Source organism: Bradyrhizobium genomosp. III, assembly GCF_000261705.1.
Taxonomy (GTDB): domain Bacteria; phylum Pseudomonadota; class Alphaproteobacteria; order Rhizobiales; family Xanthobacteraceae; genus Bradyrhizobium; species Bradyrhizobium ottawaense.
Genome location: NZ_AJQF01000379.1, coordinates 1 through 16,913 on the forward strand (window position 1 = coordinate 1; position 16,913 = coordinate 16,913).

The 16,913-nt window shown below is 64.2% G+C and carries 18 protein-coding genes; 8 read left to right on the forward strand and 10 right to left on the reverse strand.

The features are described from left to right. Positions 1 to 9: 9 nt before the first annotated feature. The 10 genes from IC66_RS0130485 to IC66_RS0130530 all read right to left on the reverse strand — a co-directional run bounded on the left by IC66_RS0130485 (position 10) and on the right by IC66_RS0130530 (position 10,173). Positions 10 to 816 (reverse strand): sporadic carbohydrate cluster 2OG-Fe(II) oxygenase, encoded by an 807-nt coding sequence (locus IC66_RS0130485; RefSeq protein WP_018322239.1) that lies wholly within the window; start codon positions 814 to 816, stop codon positions 10 to 12. Beyond that, complete coding sequence (locus IC66_RS0130490) at positions 813 to 1,931, reverse strand: DegT/DnrJ/EryC1/StrS family aminotransferase (protein WP_038950202.1); 1,119 nt, start codon at positions 1,929 to 1,931, stop codon at positions 813 to 815. Before IC66_RS0130490 ends, IC66_RS0130485 begins: the two co-directional genes overlap by 4 nt. Beyond that, complete coding sequence (locus IC66_RS0130495) at positions 1,921 to 3,027, reverse strand: DegT/DnrJ/EryC1/StrS family aminotransferase (protein WP_028141025.1); 1,107 nt, start codon at positions 3,025 to 3,027, stop codon at positions 1,921 to 1,923. The genes IC66_RS0130490 and IC66_RS0130495 overlap by 11 nt, the downstream gene beginning before the upstream one ends. A gap of 8 nt (positions 3,028 to 3,035) precedes the next feature. Further along, the gene (locus IC66_RS0130500) at positions 3,036 to 3,995 is read right to left on the reverse strand and encodes a transketolase family protein (protein WP_028141024.1); all 960 of its coding nucleotides are present in this window, start codon (positions 3,993 to 3,995) and stop codon (positions 3,036 to 3,038) included. A gap of 10 nt (positions 3,996 to 4,005) precedes the next feature. Further along, positions 4,006 to 4,854 carry a transketolase gene (locus IC66_RS0130505; RefSeq protein ID WP_080670094.1) on the reverse strand — a complete coding sequence of 283 codons (849 nt, stop codon included), beginning with the start codon at positions 4,852 to 4,854 and terminating at the stop codon, positions 4,006 to 4,008. After that, a complete protein-coding gene (locus IC66_RS0130510; protein WP_049806676.1) occupies positions 4,829 to 5,866 on the reverse strand; it encodes an aminoglycoside phosphotransferase family protein in 1,038 nt (345 codons plus the stop codon). The genes IC66_RS0130505 and IC66_RS0130510 overlap by 26 nt, the downstream gene beginning before the upstream one ends. After that, complete coding sequence (locus tag IC66_RS0130515; protein ID WP_028141021.1) at positions 5,863 to 6,483, reverse strand: haloacid dehalogenase-like hydrolase; 621 nt, start codon at positions 6,481 to 6,483, stop codon at positions 5,863 to 5,865. Before IC66_RS0130515 ends, IC66_RS0130510 begins: the two co-directional genes overlap by 4 nt. Further along, positions 6,480 to 7,481: an NAD-dependent epimerase/dehydratase family protein gene (locus IC66_RS0130520; RefSeq protein WP_028141020.1), complete on the reverse strand. Its 1,002-nt coding sequence runs from the start codon at positions 7,479 to 7,481 to the stop codon at positions 6,480 to 6,482. Before IC66_RS0130520 ends, IC66_RS0130515 begins: the two co-directional genes overlap by 4 nt. 27 nt (positions 7,482 to 7,508) lie before the next feature. After that, positions 7,509 to 9,074: a PfkB family carbohydrate kinase gene (locus tag IC66_RS0130525; RefSeq protein ID WP_028141019.1), complete on the reverse strand. Its 1,566-nt coding sequence runs from the start codon at positions 9,072 to 9,074 to the stop codon at positions 7,509 to 7,511. 82 nt (positions 9,075 to 9,156) lie between these two features. Beyond that, entirely contained in the window at positions 9,157 to 10,173 is a 1,017-nt protein-coding gene (locus IC66_RS0130530) for an SDR family oxidoreductase (RefSeq protein WP_028141018.1), read from the reverse strand. Positions 10,174 to 10,338: 165 nt separating this feature from the next. On the opposite strand from IC66_RS0130530, the gene IC66_RS0130535 reads away from it, so the two are divergent. The 8 genes from IC66_RS0130535 (at position 10,339) to IC66_RS0130570 (ending at position 16,727) form a co-directional block, all read left to right on the forward strand. Then, a complete protein-coding gene (locus IC66_RS0130535) occupies positions 10,339 to 10,926 on the forward strand; it encodes an SIS domain-containing protein (protein ID WP_240536482.1) in 588 nt (195 codons plus the stop codon). A gap of 12 nt (positions 10,927 to 10,938) precedes the next feature. Beyond that, positions 10,939 to 11,958 carry a lysylphosphatidylglycerol synthase transmembrane domain-containing protein gene (locus tag IC66_RS0130540; protein ID WP_028141016.1) on the forward strand — a complete coding sequence of 340 codons (1,020 nt, stop codon included), beginning with the start codon at positions 10,939 to 10,941 and terminating at the stop codon, positions 11,956 to 11,958. 85 nt (positions 11,959 to 12,043) lie between these two features. Continuing rightward, the gene (locus IC66_RS0130545; RefSeq protein WP_028141015.1) at positions 12,044 to 13,312 is read left to right on the forward strand and encodes a class I SAM-dependent methyltransferase; all 1,269 of its coding nucleotides are present in this window, start codon (positions 12,044 to 12,046) and stop codon (positions 13,310 to 13,312) included. 365 nt (positions 13,313 to 13,677) lie between these two features. Next, positions 13,678 to 13,869: a preprotein translocase subunit SecE gene (secE, locus tag IC66_RS0130550; RefSeq protein WP_026202711.1), complete on the forward strand. Its 192-nt coding sequence runs from the start codon at positions 13,678 to 13,680 to the stop codon at positions 13,867 to 13,869. Next, the gene (gene nusG / locus IC66_RS0130555; RefSeq protein ID WP_008136441.1) at positions 13,869 to 14,423 is read left to right on the forward strand and encodes a transcription termination/antitermination protein NusG; all 555 of its coding nucleotides are present in this window, start codon (positions 13,869 to 13,871) and stop codon (positions 14,421 to 14,423) included. Before secE ends, nusG begins: the two co-directional genes overlap by 1 nt. Before the next feature lie 133 nt (positions 14,424 to 14,556). Further along, positions 14,557 to 14,985 carry a 50S ribosomal protein L11 gene (gene rplK / locus IC66_RS0130560; RefSeq protein ID WP_008136439.1) on the forward strand — a complete coding sequence of 143 codons (429 nt, stop codon included), beginning with the start codon at positions 14,557 to 14,559 and terminating at the stop codon, positions 14,983 to 14,985. Between the two features lie 6 nt (positions 14,986 to 14,991). Then, entirely contained in the window at positions 14,992 to 15,684 is a 693-nt protein-coding gene (rplA, locus tag IC66_RS0130565) for a 50S ribosomal protein L1 (protein WP_014494487.1), read from the forward strand. A gap of 89 nt (positions 15,685 to 15,773) precedes the next feature. Further along, a complete protein-coding gene (locus IC66_RS0130570) occupies positions 15,774 to 16,727 on the forward strand; it encodes a 2-hydroxyacid dehydrogenase (protein ID WP_038950204.1) in 954 nt (317 codons plus the stop codon). The last annotated feature ends 186 nt before the right edge of the window (positions 16,728 to 16,913 follow it).

The window sequence follows — 16,913 nt, forward strand, 5'->3', positions numbered from 1 at the left end:
CCGGCTCGCTCAGCCATGGAAGCCCCCTGGGAGCTTGTATTGCATGCCGACCCGCGTCGCCGGGCGCAGCAGGATCGGTTCGAAGAACTCGCCGAAGCGCTTATCCGCGTAGGGGGACATGATGCTCTTGAAGCGGCAGTTCATGCTCCAGCGCGTGCCGGGCTCCTCGTTGACGCGATTGCCGTGCATCAGGGTCTGGTTGAACAGCATCACGTGACCGTAGGGGATCTCGATGAAGGTCGCGTGCGGCTTGATCGTCTTGTACAGCTCCTCGGCGCTGCGCAGGCTTGCCATCCGGTCCTGCATATCGCCGTTCAGCGACGGCGGCAGCAGATACATCGCCTTGGTGTGGTGGACGTCCACCAGCGGCACCCACACCACGACCTCGAACGGCGAGTCGCCCGACCAGACATCGGAATGGGTGGCGAGCAGCGAAGAATCGTCGCCGGGCATCTGGATGCTGAGATTGACGCGGCGCTGCATGCAGAGCTCGTTGCCGACGATGGTCTCGATCGTCGAACGCGCCAGGCGGAAATAAGTCGGCCGGAACCACGGCTCGGCGTTGAGGCCGTTGAAGACGTGCAGCCGCAGGCCGTTGAGATCGTCCACGCTCACCCGGGTGTGGATGCTGTCCAGCATCGCATAGGGATCGTTGCTGTGCGGCAGCTTGAGATAGTCCGCCGCGAGTTCAGCGGCGCGCCGCTGGATGCGGTCGAGGCCTGCGCGATCGTCGGCCGGCGTGGTGACGAAGCCGTTGTCGATGAAGCGCTGCGCCAGCGCCTGCTCATCGGCCTGAAGGAAGTCCGTATCCGTCATGCAAAATACTCCCGGGCGGTCGCGCAGATATAGCTGATATCGGCGGCCGACAGGAACTGGTTGATGGGAAGCGTGAGGATCTGGTCTGCCTGCCGCTCGGTCACCGGGAACGCGCCGCGGCCTTGACCCAGATGCGCCGCCGCCGGCTGCAAATGGATCGGGACCGGATAATGGATCGCGGTCTCGATGCCCTTGTCGGCCAGATATGTCTGGAAGTCGTTGCGGCGGTCGGTCTGCACCACGAAGGTGTGGAAGGTGTTGAACTCGATGTTGCGGCAGGGCGGAATGAACAGAGGAAGCCCTGCGAGCTCGGCGCGGTATTGCGCGGCGTTGCGCCGCCGACGCTCGATCACGGAGGGCAGGTGACGCAGGCGAATGCGCAGCACCTCGGCCTGCAGCGTGTCGAGCCGTGATACGATGCCCCACTCCTGGACGTCACTGCGGTTGATGAGGCCGTGATTGCGCAGCCGGCGGATTCTTGCGGCGAGCTCGGCGTCGGCAGTGACGAGGAAGCCGGCATCGCCCGCGGCGTTGAGATTCTTCAAGGGGTGGGCGGAGAAGCAACCGAACGTGCCGATGGTGCCGCTCATCCGCCCGTCATAGGTCGAGCCGACCGCCTGGGCGCTGTCCTCGATCACGGCGAGCGCGTGCTTGTCCGCGATCGCCATCAGCGGGGTCATGTCGGCCATGCGCCCGGTCAGGTGTACCGGCATGATCGCCTTGGTGCGCGGCGTGACGGCCGCCTCGACCGCGGCCGGATCGATGTTCTGGTCCGGCAGCACGTCCGCAAAGACAGGCGTGGCGCCGACCGCGATGATCGCGGCGGTCGAGGCCACGAACGAATTCGGCGGGGTGATCACCTCGTCGCCGGGACCGATGTCGAGCGCCCGCAAGGAAAGGATCAGCGCGTCGGTGCCGGAATTCAGCGTCACGACATGGGGCGAGCCGAGATAGGCGGACAATTCCTCCTCGAGCTTTCCGACCGCCGCCCCGCCGATGAAATCGCCGCGCTGGAATACGCCTTCCACCGCCTGCATGATCTCGGTGCGCTCTTCCTCGAACTGGGCGGGAAGATTGACGTAACCGATGCGCCGGCGGCCGGTGTCAGCGTCCATGGCAGAACTTCCTGACGGTCTCGATGACGCGGTCCTGCTGTGCGCGCGTCAGATGCTGGTCGACGGGGAAGCTGATGACTTCCTTGGCGTGGCGATCGGTGACCGGGAAGGTGCCGGGCGCGTAGCCGAGATGCTTGAGGCCTTCCTGCTGATACAGCGGGATCGGATAGTGGATCTTGGCCTCGATGCCGTTGTCCAGGCAGTATTGGTAGAGCTCGTCGCGGCGTTCGGCGAACACCATGTAGAGATGGTAGACGTGCTTCACGTTGGGCCGGCGCGGCGGAACGCGCAGGCCGGGCAGGCCGGCAAGGCCCGCGTCGTAATAGGCCGCGTTCTCGATTCGGCGCCGCGTGATCTCGCTGGTCTGGCCGATCAGCCAGTTGCCGACGACGGCCTGCAGGGAATCGAGCCGCGAATTGCAGCCGAGGATCGCGATCTCGTCGCGGTTCTTCATGCCGTGGTTGCGGATCAGGCGGAGCTTCTCGTTCATGCCGTCGTCATTGGTGACGACGACGCCGGCATCGCCCCAGACGTTGAGGTTCTTGAGCGGATGCAGGGAGAAGCCGGCGGCGATGCCGTGGGTGCCGGAGCGCTTTCCCGCAAACTCCGAGAGGATGCCCTGGCAGGCGTCCTCGACGACGGGAAGGTTATGGCGCTGCGCGATCGCCATCAGCTTGCCCATGTCGGTGACCTCGCCGGTCAACTGAACCGGCATGATCGCCTTGGTCTTCTTGGTGATGGCGGCTTCGACCTGGTCGACGTTCATGCAGAAGGAATCGTCGCAGTCGACCAGCACCGGGGTGGCGCCGGTTTCCGCGATCGCGCCGACGGTGGCGATGAAGGTGTTGGCGGCGGTGATGACCTCGTCGCCATGGCCGATGCCGAGCGCCTTGAGCGGCAGCTTGAGTGCGTCGGTGCCGGATCCGACGCCGATGGCGTGACGCACGCCGATCAGTTCGGCAAAGCGCTTCTCGAATTCGGCGACGGGCTTGCCAAGGGTGAAGTCACCGGTCGCGACCAGCCGGCCGATCTCGGCCAGGATCGGGGCGGGGTCGGAGAATTGCTCGAGCAGATAGGAATATCGAACGTCGTACATGTGACCCGTCAGGTGGAATGGAGTTGAGGAGCGGAGGTGCGCGACGCCGCGAGCGCGTGCTCGATCGAGGTCGCAATGGCGTTGGGCGCGAGGCCGTGCTTCTTCAGCAGCGAGTCCTGCGAGCCGTAATTGTGCATGAAGCGGTCCGGCAGCGACAGCCGCAGCATCGCGGGCAGGCCGGAGCCGAGCTTGTCGATCAGCGTCTCCGCAACCGCACTGCCGAGGCCGCCGGAGGGCACGTGCTCCTCCAGCGTTGCCACGAGCTTGATGCCGCGGATCGCTTGCAGTAGCGCTTCGGTGTCGAGCGGCTTCACCGTATGCATATGCAGGATGCCGGCGCGAATGCCTTGCGCGGCCAGCAGGTCGGCTGCGGCGATGGCGCGCTGGAGCATGATGCCGGTGGTCACCATGAGGACGTCGCCCGGCGGGCGCATCAGGATGGCCTTGCCGATCTCGAAGCCGTGCTCGGCCTTCGAGACGATGGCATCACCGCCCTTGCCGAGCCGGATGTAGATTGGTCCGGTCCAGTCGAGCGTCTTGTCCATCATGCGCGCGGCCTCGTCGGCGTCGCATGGGCAGACCACCGTCATGTTCGGCAGCGCCCTCATGATGGCGATGTCCTCGATCGCCTGGTGGGTGGGGCCGAGCGGCGCGTAGACGAGCCCGCCGCCATTGGCGATCAGCCGCACCGGCAGATTGTGCAAACAGAGATCGACGGCCACCTGCTCGTAGCAGCGGCGGGTGAGGAAGGTCGCGATGGTATTGACGTAAGGCACGAAGCCTTCCATCGCGAGGCCGGCCGACATGCCGATGATGTGCGCTTCCGAAATGCCCTCGATCAGATGGCGCTTGGGAAACTCCTTGCTCATCGCACGCAGCGTGCCGGCGCCGGGATCGGAGCCGATGTAAAGCACACGCTCGTCGCGCGCGGCGAGCTTGTGGACCATGTTCATCGCGGTGTTGCGCATGGGGAGCCGATCAAAAATCGCCGACGGCGACGCGGATGGCGTCGAGCTCACTGTCGGACAGCTTGTTCTTGTGATGCCAATCGGCGTTGGATTCTGCGGGCGGCAGACCCTTGCCCTTGACGGTATGGCAGATCACCGCGGTGGGCTTGCCCGGTACGGCCGGGACCTGCTTCAGGACGGTGCGCAGGGCGCCGACGTCGTGGCCGTTGAGCTCCTGCACGGCAAAGCCGAAGCTGCGCCATTTGTCCGCAAGCGGCTCCAGCGGCAGCACGTAGTCGGTGGGGCCGTAGCTCTGAAGCTTGTTGTAGTCGATCATCGCGACGAGGTTGTCGAGCCCGTGCTTGGCCGCGCCCATGGCGGCCTCCCACACCGATCCTTCGTTGATCTCGCCGTCGCCGAGCAGCACGAAGGTCCGGTAATTGCGCTCGCGCATGCGGGCGGCGAGCGCAAGGCCGACGCCGATCGACAGGCCGTGTCCGAGCGCGCCGGTCGACGCCTCGACACCCGGCACCATGCCGTATTCGGGATGTCCGCCCAAGATACTGTCGGAGCCGCAAAAGCCGTCGAGCTCCGACAGCGGGAAGAAGCCGCGATCGGCGAGCAGCGCGTAGAGCGCCAGGCACCCGTGCCCCTTGCTGAGGATCGCGCGGTCGCGTTCCGGATCGCGCGGGTTGTTCGGATCGATCCGCAGGATGTCGTCGTAGAGCACGCGGACCATTTCGATCAGCGACAGGGCCGGACCGACATGGCCGCGTCCTGCGGAGCGAACAGAACCAAGGACCAGGCGGCGCAAATAGAGACTGCGCTCGTCCAGCGTGCAGGTGAGGGCGGCTTCAGCGTGGGGTGAGATCTGGATCACGTTGGCAAATCGTTTGATGAAGCCGGCGTGCTTTGTCGAGCTGACCGGCAAGGCGGACCGTCAGATCGCCACCTTGCGCAGCCAAGGCGCGCCGGGAGCGGCTTTCGGGCAAATAGGCATTCAGGACAATCAGGCACCAGATCGCCCCGAACACAGGATACAGTACGTCACGGCGGATCGCAAACGCGTCATCCCTAGCCGCAAAGGCTTGCGTGAGGCGTTCGATGAGGCGATTCGCGCTTGTTGCGGGCAGATCGCTGCCGGGGTGGATCGCGGTATCGGACAGCAGTTTGACCGGATCGTCCCAGCCGAAATATTCGAAGTCGATGAAGCGCAGGCGGCCGTCTTCGCCGCGCAGCGCGTTGTGCAGTCCGAAATCGGACGGGCTCAATGCGCGATGCGCGGGCAGAAGGTCCGCTGCGGGATCCCGCCCCAGTTCCGCATAACGTTGGCGGAGCCTTTGGATGGCGACGGCCGTGCTGGGAACCAGGCTGCCGTCGATGAACGTACGCAGCTCGGGGTGATCCTGCGACTCGCGCGTCAACCCGTCGAGGCGCTGCTCGTACTGGGCGATGGCTTCCTCGGGTGAAAAGATGCTGGCTGACGCATTGCGCAAGGTCTGCGCACCTTCGGCGTCGCGCAGCTTCTGCAATTCGATCAGGAAATCGGCCAGCTGGTCGGCATCGTCGTCCCGGGGACGCAGCACCGCCGCGTCACCGTCGAACCATTGATACAGCGCGCAGAACGCATCCGCGTCCTTTGCAATCGGCCGCGGCGTCGATGTAATCCCATGGCGCGACAGAAACGTCAGCGCGTCATATTCCTGTCCCAGCCGGTCGCGCCCGTCGGACGGATAATGCTTGAGGGCGAGGGGTGGACCCTCCGCCATCTCCAGCCGAAACACCCTGTTGTTGCCGCCGGACCGCGCCGGGTGGGCGGCCGCGACCGTTGCTCCGGCAAGGCGGCTGCCGATCGAGATCGCATCCGCTGCGCTGATGTCGGGCTCGCTCATGCCGCAAACACCTCGTCGCGGATGCCGGCCCATGTCGCGATCGGCGTGCAATGTTCGGGGTGCGGGGACTGCGAACGCGTGAACAGGATCGATCGCGTGTCCTTCGGGAAATGCGGCTGCTCGAAGACCTCGACGAGATCGTCGATGAAGATGTCCAGCTCCAGGCTCGCGAGCCTGTCGACCTTGGCCGCCATCGTGTCCTCGAAATAAACATCGCCGCTGGCCACTGCCGCCTCCGCAGCGTCGATGAGGCCGGCGCCACGCAGCCAGCCGCGTGCGGCCTCGCGCAGGTCGGTATGGTCGGGGTCCTGATGACCGAATCGGGTCTTGTGGCTGACGATGTACACCCTGGCGCCGGCCTGTCTGCACGCCGCGAGGAATTCGCGCACGCCCGGATAGATTTCGGCGCCGCCAATGCCCTTGCCGTAGACGAAGCCTTGCAGGCCTTGCCAGGCGAGCTCGCCACCCGTGCGGGATCGCAAGAGATCCCGCACATCGTTCTTCAGCCCCTCCCAGCCCTCCGGCACCAGGTCGCGCTGACGCGCCGCGGCGGCAAAGACCTTGTCGTAGCAGATGATCGTGTTGTCGAAATCGATGCCGATCCGCACGCCGCTCACTTCAGGCTGATGTTCTGCATCATCTTGATGTTGAAATACCGGGGATCGTTGAGCGAGTTCGGCAGGCGGCCGGACCTGAAGGCGTCCACGAGGCCGGACACGGCCTGCTCGATCGTGTGCGTCGGTGCAAATCCGAGTTCGCGGCGGATCTTCTCCGAGGAGACGTGGTAGGAGCGCAGATCGTCGGTCGGCTCGACGGCGACCTCGACGTTGTTTCCGACCACCGATTTGACGATGTCGGCGATCTTCATCAGCGAGTGGTTCTCGTAGCCGATATTGTAGGTCTTGCCGTCGATCTTCGCGTCATCCTGCTGCAGCAGGAACAGATAGGCCGCCGACATGTCCTCGATGTGCAGATTGGGCCGCTTCTGCGTTCCGCCGAACACGCGGATGCGGCCGGTGTTGACCGCGAGGTTGGTCAGGATGTTGACCACGACGTCGAGCCGCTGCCGCGGTGCATAGCCGCAGACGGTGGCGGGACGAACCGTGCAGGTGACGAAGCCGGCCGCGGCCTCTTCGGCGAGGTCGGTCTCGCACATCGCCTTGAACTTGGAGTAGTCCGTGAGCGGCTCGCAGGACAGTTCCTCGGTCACCTCGGCCTCGTCCTTGATGCCGTAGACGCTCGAGGAGGAGGCGTAGATGAAGCGCTTGATGCCGGCCTTCTTCGCGGCGCGCACCATCGGACGGAAGCAGTCGTAGTTGATGGACTTGCCGAGCCCCGGATCGAGCTCGAACGAGGGATCGTTGGAGATGCAGGCGAGGTGGATCACCGCATTGTTGCCGCGCAGGGCCTCGTTGATCGCGGCCTCATCGCGGATGTCGCCCTTGATCAGGCGAAGGTTCGGATTGTTGCGAACCGCGTCGAAGACGGATTCGCCATACATGAACAGGTCGAGCACCGTGACCTTGTGGCCCGCTGCCAGCAACTGGGGAACCAGCACGCTGCCGACATAGCCGGCGCCGCCGGTGACCATCACGTTCCATTTCTGATCAATCACTGTCGTTCTCCAGATTTCCGGTTCGCGTTACTTCAACAACGCGGTGACGAATTTGACCAGCGGCGCCTTTTCGACCGAGTTGCGGTGACCGACGATGCCGACCTTGATCGCGCCTGCCGCGTTGCCGATGAAGGCGACGTCCTCGATATTGCCGCCGGCCGCCACCAGCGGCGCCGTGATCGTCAGGAAGGCATCGCCGGCGCCGACCGTGTCGACGACGGTCTTGGTGAAAGCGGGCACGCGCGCGACGCCGGTCTTCGACGAGAAGGGGTAGCAGCCGAAGGAGCCGTGCGTGATGATCATGTTGTCGCAATCGATCTTGCCGTGCAGGCGATTCTCGATCACCGACGCGATGTCGCTGAACTTGTCGGTCGCGGCCAGCCGCGCTTCCGGCGCGTCGATGCAGACGTAGTCGGCCCGCGGATATTTCGTGATCAGATTGTAGCCGTGGTTTCCGCTGTTGCTCTGGGCGTTGACCGCCAGGAACTTGGAGTTCGCGATGAGCGTGTCGATGGTGCTGGACGCGATCATGCCGTGACCGAAATCGGTGACGATCACCACGTCTCCGCCACGAACGCGCTCGGCGGTGATTCGGTCGATCTCCTTGCGCTCGGCCTCGTCGAGCGGCGTGTCGTCCATGGTGTAGACTTCGAAGAGCTTGTGCAGATAGCCCATCTCGACGTACCGCAATTTGCGGGTCGTCGGTCGGCCCTGAATGCGGATCGGCGTCAGCGTGACATTCGGGCGGACATGCGCGCGAATGAACTCCTCGGGGTAGTCGTTGCCGCCCAGCGTCGTGACGATCTCCACCGACTTGCAGAAGCTCGCCACGTGATTGGCCGCGGCAATGACGCCGCCGGCAAATTGCTCGCCATTCTTGAGCAGAGTGGCGACAATGTTCTCCTTCGAAGCCTTCCCGAGCGCCGTGACGTACTGGTATTCGTCGATGATGGTATCGCCGACCAGCACGACGTGCATGTCCTGGATCTTGTCGATCAGCTTCAGCAGGCGTTCGGCGCCGCCACCTTCGCGTACCTTCTGGAGGTAGTCGCGCAGGGGGGGATCGTAGATGTCGAAATAGCGGTTCAGCAGCGACGACGAGCTGAAGGTGACGTCGCGCGTGAAGACGATCCGTCCGCCATGACGTTCGACGGCCTCGCGCTCGGTGGCGATCTTGCCGGTGACGTCATCCTCGGGATTCTCGTAGTCCGAGCCCTTCACGTAGGTGTCGGGGCGCACGGTATCGAGGACCGGCTCGGCGCTGGAGGTCCGGTTGATGCCGACCCAGTCGACCGTGCCGAGCGCGGCCAGCATCTCGGCGCGCATGTTTTCCGGAAAGATCGGCCGTCCCGGGCCCTTGTTGACGAAACGGTCGGCGGTGATGGTCACGATGACCACGTCGGCCTCGTTGCGCGCCGCCAGGATGTGCCGGACGTGGCCGAGATGCACCAGATCGAACACGCCGTGGCAGAGCGCGACGGTCAGGCCCTTGGCCTGCGCGGCGCGAGCAATCTCGCCCAGTTCCTCGATCGTCCTGATCTTGTCGTGCGGTGCCGGATGGCCGGTCGGCTTGTCTGTCGCAGCATTACCCATGTGGATTACCCAAAGCGCCGGCAGGTCTCAGATGGCCGGCCTGAAATGATCGACTCGCAGCAACGATATCCGGCGAGCCTGTTCAAGAGCTTGCCTTCTGCGGTGAGCCGTCGTCGTCACCGAGATATTTGAACCAGTCCTTGGTGGCGTCGGCGATCTTGTCGACCGTCCACAAGGGCGCGTCCTTGTACTGATCCATCGACTTCAGCATCGTCGCGACGCCGTCCTCGAATTTCACCTTCGGCGTCCAGTTCAGGACCCGTTTGATTTTGGTGATGTCGGCGTAGGTGCAATCGGGCTCGCCCGGACGCTTGGGAATATGGACCTTGTCGCCGCCGAGAAGCTCGACCAGCCGGTTGACGCTGTAGGTGTTGTCCGAGCCGACGTTGAATATCTCGTGCGAGACATCGGAGCGCGCGGCGGTGACGAAGGCGTCCGCGACGTCGCTGACGAAGGTGAAATCGCGCGTCTGCTCGCCGTCGCCGACCACCGTGAAGGGCTTTCCGGCAAGCTTCTGCGCCATGAACACCCCGAACACGGCGCCGTAGGTGCCGGTGGTGCGATGGCGCGGCCCGTACACGTTGAACAGGCGCAGCGCGACCGCAGGCAGTTTGTAGACCTGGCACCAGTGCATGACGCACTGCTCGCCGAGATTCTTGGTAAGCGCGTAGGGATACATCGGCCGGATCTCGGCGCTCTCCGGCGTCGGATAGACGTCGGGAATGCCGTAACAGGACGACGAGGCGGCGTAGACGAAGCGCTTGGCGCCCGCGTGCCGCGCCGCTTCGAGGACGTTGACCGTGCCGTCGACATTGGCGCGATGATACGGGATCGGGGACTCGATCGAGGGAACGATGTCGGCCAGCGCCGCCAGATGGAAGACCCAGTCGATACCGTGGAAATACGGCTTGATCGACTCGAGATCGGTGACGTCGGCCCGGACGACTTTCAACTGGCTCGAACCGGCGCGTGCGGCCAGATTTTCGGGGCGACCGATCACGAAATTATCGAGCGCGATGACCTCGTGGCCGTCGTCGAGGAGACGATCGACGAGGTGACTTCCAATGAAGCCGGCGCCGCCAGTAACGATGCATTTCATGAGGAACATCCGTGACGCGAATGCCCAGCGAAACAGGCCCGCCAATGTTGAGTGAAACCCGAAAGCCGACTACCAGCCGCTCGCCGACTTTGCAAGTATTATACCTTTGCAATCCTTGGTAATAGCCGGTATCACCCGGTCATGTTGCAATCGAGCCGCCAGCCCATGCCCGCCGTGTCCGTCGATCCCGATCACAAGGCTTTCCTTGACGATTACGTGGGGCGCCTCCACCGCGCGACGGCGATCGACGACGGCGCTTTCGCCGCAATCTCCGCCACCCGCGCCACATGGTTGCGCGCGCGCGAGCAGGGCGGCCGCGTCATCTTCATCGGCAATGGCGGCTCGGCCGGCATCGCTTCGCATCTGGCGATCGATCTGGCGAAGAACGCATCGGTGCCTGCGCTCTGCTTCAGCGACGCGAGCATGATGTCGTGCCTTGCCAACGATTACGGATTCGAGGACTGGATCGCGCACGCCGTGCGGCTGAGCGCGCGTGCCGGCGACTGCCTCGTCGCGATCAGCTCCTCGGGGCGCTCGAAGAACATTCTCAACGCGGTTGCGCAGGCGCGGACGATGAAGCTCGATGTGATCACGCTGTCGGGCATGAATGCGGACAATCCGCTGCGCAATCTCGGCGACGTCAATTTCTTCGTCGATAGCCGCAGCTACAACATTGTCGAGACCACGCACCAGTTCTGGATGATGGCCGCGATCGATCTCGTGATCGGTCGCGCGGAATATCCGGCATCCTGAGGCGGGCATCCGATGCAGTCGCGGTTCAAACAGGCGGCCCTGTTTTCGGTAAAGCTGCTGCTGTCGATTGCCGTCCTGGTCTACATCGCGCGCGGTCTCGATCTGCAGCGGTTGCGCAGCCATCTCGTCTCGGTCGATCCTTTGCTGTTCGTCCTGGCGCTGGCGCTGATCTTCTTCCAGACCTTCGTGCTCAACGGCCGGTGGGAGCTGATCATGCGCGCGCTCGGCGTGTCGCTGGACTGGCTCGCGGGCTGGCGGATCCTCATGATCAGCCTCTGGTTCAATCAGGTGTTGCCGTCCTCGGTCGGCGGTGATGCGGTGCGGATGTGGCTGCTGCGCCAGCGCGGCGTGCAGTGGCCGGAGGCGGTCAAGGGCGTTGCAGCCGACCGTTTCACGGCATTGATCGGGCTGATCGCGCTGATGGTGGCCGGATTGCCGTTCCTGTTGTCGCGCGTGTCCGATCAGGCCGCGATCCTGGCCATCGGCGGGCTGACGCTGGCCGGCGTCGCTGGCACCGTGGTTCTGTTGACGCTCGACCGTCTGCCCAAGCGCCTCACCGCCCATCCGGCGATCGCAAGCTTCGTCCGGTTCGGAGCGCTGGTCAGGTTTCTCCTGCTGCAGTCCGAGCGCCGTGCTTTGCTGTTCGGGTCGGCGCTGCTCATCCATCTCGTGACCGCGGCGGCTTGCTTCGCCCTGGCGCGCGGTGTCGGAGCACAGCTTTCGGTGGTGGACGCCGGCATCCTGATTCCGCCCGTGGTGCTGTTGACGGCGGTCCCGATCTCGATCAGCGGGTGGGGTGTTCGCGAGGGGGCGATGGTCGCCTGCCTCGGTCTGGCGGGTGTCCCTTCCGAGGAGGCGCTGTCGGTTTCGCTGCTGCTGGGCGCCATCAGCGTGATCATCGGGCTCGTCGGCGGAGCGATCTGGCTGGCAAGTCCGGAGCGCGGATCGTATTCAGCGGACAAGGCCGCCAAGGCGGCGGAGGAAGCCCCCAGCTACGACGGGCTGGGCAAGGAAGTCTCGAGCCACCCATGACCCGCTTGAGTCCGTTGCTGGCGGTCTGGTCTTCACGGGGTGGGATTGCCTCACCCGATCGCGTATCTCATTTTTCGGTTCCACGATGAAAAATCTGTTCTACGTCCGCCACACCTGCCGCCTCTGTCATTCGGACAAGCAGGAGCTTGTCGTCCCGATGGCAGGCATGCCGATCGGCACGCCGAACTTCCAGGTCCCGGACGCCAGCGTCGACGATCCCGTGTTCCGCGCTGCGGTGCCGATGGCGCTGCATCTGTGCAGGGATTGCGGTCATCTCCAGATTCTCCATGTTGGTAATCCCGAGATCCAGTACCGCAACTACGTCTACACCACTTCGCTCTCGCTCGGTCTGCGCGAGCACTTCGCCGGCTACGCCAACGACGTCGTCAGCCGCTTCGGTGTCGCGCCCGGCTCGCTGGTCGTCGAACTCGGCAGCAACGATGGATCGCTGCTCGGCTTCTTCAAAGAGCGCGGCATGCGGGTGTTGGGTGTCGATCCCGCTGTGGACATCGCGAAGCGCGCGACGGAAGCGGGGATCGAGACCATCGGCGACTTCTTCACCGATGCCATTGGTCACCGCATCCTGCAGAGCCACGGTGCGGCGAGCGTCGTGATCGCCAACAACATGATCGCCAATGTCGACAATCTCGATCCGCTGGTGATCGGGGTTCGCGACGTGCTCGCGCCGGACGGATTGTTCGTCTTCGAAACGCAATACGGCGTCGACGTCACCGAGAAGAACCTGCTCGACACCGTCTATCACGAGCATCTGTCGTATTTTAACATCAAGCCGCTGATCCGCTTCTTTGCCCGGCTCGGCATGGAGCTGATCGACGTCCAGCACATCTGGACCAAGGGTGGCTCGATCCGCGTGACCGTGCAGCGTGCCGGTGGCGCCAAGAAGCCGTCGGCTGAGGTCGCGCGCTTCGTCGCCGAGGAAGAACGGCTGGGCGTCGATCAGCCGGCCTATTATGCGCCCTATGTGAAGCGGATCGCCGCGATCCGCGACGAGCTGGTCGCGATGGCTGATGCCGCCCATGCGCGCGGGCAGCTCGTTGCCGGCTACGGCGTCTCGGTCGGCACCACGACGCTGCTGCCGCAGTTCGGCCTGGAGAACAAGATCGACTTCCTGGTCGACGACGATCCCAAGAAGGGGAACGTGATGGCCGGCCCGGGTTACGACATCCCGATCCTGCCGCCTGCCGCCCTTTACGAGCGCAAGCCGGCGTTCGTCGTCGTCTTCGCCTGGCGTTATGTCGACCCGATCCGGGCCAAGCACGCCCGCTATTTCGCCGAAGGCGGAAAGTTCGTGGTGCCGCTGCCGGGCATTTCCATGGTCGAGCGGGCCGACTGACCGCGCAACGGCGCCGAGGCGGGCGCTCCGGGGGAGCGTCCGGAAGGAACCGGTCGGGCGCTGCGATTGCGCCCTGAAGGGTGGGTGGATAAGCCTTTGATCCGGCTGGGCTCTGCTCTAGCGCCCGGCAAGGTCGGCTGGTCCAGCGGGGCCCTCTATATCTTGACCTTTGGTCCTATCCGCAGTAGATACCCCGCACTCGCAGCCGGCCCGTTAGACGCGGATCTCCGGCGCGGCTTTGAAATCCCCGAACAATCGAGCCCGGTTTCCGGCTCATCCTTCGAGACAGAGGGCTGGGCCAACGGCGGCTGTTCGGATCCCTGAAATTCATTCGCGTCTGTCGACGGACGTTGGACATCAAAACGATGGCAGTCAGCCCTTTCAAGTTCTTGCAGGAAGTGCGCTCGGAGACCGCCAAGGTCACTTGGCCGACCCGCCGCGAGACCACGATCACCACCATCATGGTGTTCGTCATGGTCGCCGTGGCCTCGATCTTCTTCTTCGCTGCCGACCAGATCATCCGTGTCCTCATCACCTACCTTCTGGGCATTCACTGATGGCAACCGCAACCGCTCAACTGTCCGACAAGCGCTGGTACATCGTCCACGCCTACTCGAACTTCGAGAAGAAGGTCGCCGAATCGATCCGCGAGCAGGCCAAGCAGCGCGGGCTCGAGGAGCTGTTTGAGCTGGTGCTGGTTCCGACCGAGAAGGTCACGGAAGTGCGCCGCGGCCGCAAGATCGACGCCGAGCGCAAGTTCTTCCCCGGCTATGTGCTGGTGAAGATGAAGCTGACCGACGAAGCGTTTCACCTCATCAAGAACACGCCGAAGGTCACGGGCTTCCTCGGCGCTGAAAACAAGCCGATGCCGATCTCGGAATCCGAGGCCATGCGCATCCTGCACCAGGTGCAGGAAGGCGTGGAACGGCCGAAGGCGTCGGTGTCGTTCGAGATCGGCGAGAACGTGCGCGTGGCCGATGGCCCGTTCGCCTCGTTCTCGGGTGTCGTCGAGGAAATCGACGAGGCGCGCTCGCGCGTGAAGGTCGCGGTGTCGATCTTCGGCCGTGCCACGCCGGTCGAATTGGAATTCGGTCAGGTCGAGAAGGTCTGACCGGACGAGGCGTGAGACTTCGGTCTCGCGTTAGCAAGAGGCCGTGGGAGGGAGAGGGCGGTTGCCAGCCGCATCCGACCCAGACCACGAACCTGAAACCGCTGGCAGCCTGCCGGCACAACAGGAGTGATACATGGCAAAGAAAGTGACCGGATACCTGAAGCTTCAGGTCCCGGCCGGTGCGGCGAATCCTTCGCCCCCGATCGGTCCCGCGCTCGGTCAGCGCGGTCTCAACATCATGGAGTTCTGCAAGGCGTTCAACGCGCAGACCCAGAAGGAAGAGAAGAACACCCCGATTCCCGTCGTGATCACGATCTACGCCGATCGTTCGTTCACGTTCGAGATGAAGACCCCCCCGATGTCCTTCTTCCTCAAGCAGGCTGCCAAGATCCAGTCCGGCTCGAAGGCGCCGGGCCGTGACAAGGCCGGCAAGGTGACCAAGGCGCAGGTGCGCGAGATCGCCGAGAAGAAGATGAAGGATCTCAATTGCGACACCATCGAATCGGCCATGAAGATGGTCGAGGGCTCTGCCCGTTCGATGGGTCTGGAAGTGGCGGGGTAAGCGGTCATGGCAATCGGAAAGCGTTTGAACAAAGCCCGCGAAGGTGTTGACCGCGAAAAGCTTTATCCGCTCGCGGACGCCATCAAGATGGTCAAGGAACGCGCGAAAGCGAAGTTCGACGAGACCATCGAGGTCGCGATCAATCTCGGCGTCGATCCGCGTCACGCCGACCAGATGGTCCGCGGCGTCGTGACCCTGCCGAACGGCACTGGCCGTACGCTCCGCGTCGGCGTGTTCGCCCGCGGTGCCAAGGCCGATGAGGCCAAGGCTGCTGGTGCCGACGTCGTCGGTGCCGAGGACCTGGTCGAGAAGGTGCAGAACGGCTCGATCGATTTCGACCGCTGCATCGCCACCCCCGACATGATGCCGCTGGTCGGCCGTCTCGGTAAGGTGCTCGGCCCGCGCGGCCTGATGCCGAACCCGAAGATCGGCACCGTGACCATGGACGTCACCGGTGCGGTGAAGGGTGCCAAGGGCGGCTCGGTCGAGTTCCGCGTCGAGAAGGCCGGCATCCTGCAGGCCGGCGTCGGCAAGGCCTCGTTCTCCGAGGAGAAGCTGGTCGAGAACATCAAGGCTCTCGCCGATGCTGTCTCGAAGGCGAAGCCGGCCGGTTCCAAGGGCACCTACATCCAACGCGTTGCGGTGTCCTCGACCATGGGCCCCGGCGTGAAGGTCGAGCCGGGCACCATTCTCGGCTAAGTCTGAAAATTGCATGAGGCGAGGGGCGGAATTGGGCAACCGATTCCGCCCCTCGTCGTTTGTGGCAGGGCTCACCGGAAACAAGAACAATGGCTGACAAGGTCCTGATCTATTCGCGCTTTCCCAAGACGATGATGGCGCGTTTCGCCGAGCGGTTCGAATTGCTCGACACCGGTGGCAAGCCCGCTAGCGAGGTGCTTTCGGCGGAGGAGCTCAGTGGCATCCGCGCACTGCTGACCGCAGGCGGCTCGCCGCTCGGCGCGGAGGCGATGGACCTGTTTCCGAAGCTCGGCGCGATCGTTTGCTACGGCACCGGCTATGACGGCGTCGACCTGAAAGCGGCAGCCAGCCGCAACATCGCGGTCGGCCACAGCCCGGGCGCCAACGCGGCCTCGGTCGCCGACATCGCGATGACCCTGATGCTGGCGACGACCCGGCGGATCCTGGTCGCCGACCAATATGTCCGCAGCGGTGACTGGGCGGCGTCGAAGCAATCGCCGATGATGCGTCCCCAGGCCGGCATGCCCGGCCGCCGCATCGGCGTCTACGGCATGGGCGAGATCGGCCGCAAGATCGCGGCGCGCTGCGCCGCCTTCGAGAGCGAGATCGGCTATTTCAGCCGCAGCAAATACGATCTGCCCTATCAATATTTCCCGACCCTGGAGGCACTGGCTGACTGGTGCAGCGTGCTGATGATCGCGGTCCGGGCAGGGGCCGAGACCCAGCACGTCGTCAATGCCGATATCCTGGGGCGCCTCGGCGCGGACGGCTACGTCGTCAACATCTCCCGCGGCTCCGTGATCGACGAGAAGGCGCTCGTGGCGGCGCTGACCGACAAGACCATCGCCGGCGCCGGCCTCGACGTCTTCGAGAAGGAACCGCACGCCCCCGACGCGCTGACGACGCTGCCGAACGTGGTGTTCGCCCCCCATATCGGCGGCCACACCCTCGAATCGCACGTCGCCATGCAAGGCTGCGTGCTGGCGAACCTGACCGCGTTCTTTGAAGGCAGGCCGCTGCCTCATGCGGTCAAATCGGCCTGAATCGGTCCTTATCGGCCCGGATCAAGCGCCCAGGGCAACGGATTGGAACTGGTGTGAATTTTGCTCTTGGCAAGCAGGCGGAGAGCGGTTAAAGAACCGCTTCCGGACGTGCCGGCCTCGGCTGGCGCGTTCGTGCACGCATTCCGAAAACCGAAGACAGGAGAAATTCCTTTTCAGGACGTCCGT

Excerpts from the sequence above, each read along its gene's own strand:
- IC66_RS0130485 (WP_018322239.1), bottom strand. The coding sequence starts at position 816 with ATGACGGATACGGACTTCCTTCAGGCCGATGAGCAGGCGCTGGCGCAG.
- IC66_RS0130490 (WP_038950202.1), bottom strand. The coding sequence starts at position 1,931 with ATGGACGCTGACACCGGCCGCCGGCGCATCGGTTACGTCAATCTTCCC.
- IC66_RS0130495 (WP_028141025.1), bottom strand. The coding sequence starts at position 3,027 with ATGTACGACGTTCGATATTCCTATCTGCTCGAGCAATTCTCCGACCCC.
- IC66_RS0130500 (WP_028141024.1), bottom strand. The coding sequence starts at position 3,995 with ATGCGCAACACCGCGATGAACATGGTCCACAAGCTCGCCGCGCGCGAC.
- IC66_RS0130510 (WP_049806676.1), bottom strand. The coding sequence starts at position 5,866 with ATGAGCGAGCCCGACATCAGCGCAGCGGATGCGATCTCGATCGGCAGC.
- IC66_RS0130525 (WP_028141019.1), bottom strand. The coding sequence starts at position 9,074 with ATGGGTAATGCTGCGACAGACAAGCCGACCGGCCATCCGGCACCGCAC.
- IC66_RS0130530 (WP_028141018.1), bottom strand. The coding sequence starts at position 10,173 with ATGAAATGCATCGTTACTGGCGGCGCCGGCTTCATTGGAAGTCACCTC.
- IC66_RS0130535 (WP_240536482.1), top strand. The coding sequence starts at position 10,339 with ATGCCCGCCGTGTCCGTCGATCCCGATCACAAGGCTTTCCTTGACGAT.
- IC66_RS0130540 (WP_028141016.1), top strand. The coding sequence starts at position 10,939 with ATGCAGTCGCGGTTCAAACAGGCGGCCCTGTTTTCGGTAAAGCTGCTG.
- IC66_RS0130545 (WP_028141015.1), top strand. The coding sequence starts at position 12,044 with ATGAAAAATCTGTTCTACGTCCGCCACACCTGCCGCCTCTGTCATTCG.
- secE (WP_026202711.1), top strand. The coding sequence starts at position 13,678 with ATGGCAGTCAGCCCTTTCAAGTTCTTGCAGGAAGTGCGCTCGGAGACC.
- nusG (WP_008136441.1), top strand. The coding sequence starts at position 13,869 with ATGGCAACCGCAACCGCTCAACTGTCCGACAAGCGCTGGTACATCGTC.
- rplK (WP_008136439.1), top strand. The coding sequence starts at position 14,557 with ATGGCAAAGAAAGTGACCGGATACCTGAAGCTTCAGGTCCCGGCCGGT.
- rplA (WP_014494487.1), top strand. The coding sequence starts at position 14,992 with ATGGCAATCGGAAAGCGTTTGAACAAAGCCCGCGAAGGTGTTGACCGC.
- IC66_RS0130570 (WP_038950204.1), top strand. The coding sequence starts at position 15,774 with ATGGCTGACAAGGTCCTGATCTATTCGCGCTTTCCCAAGACGATGATG.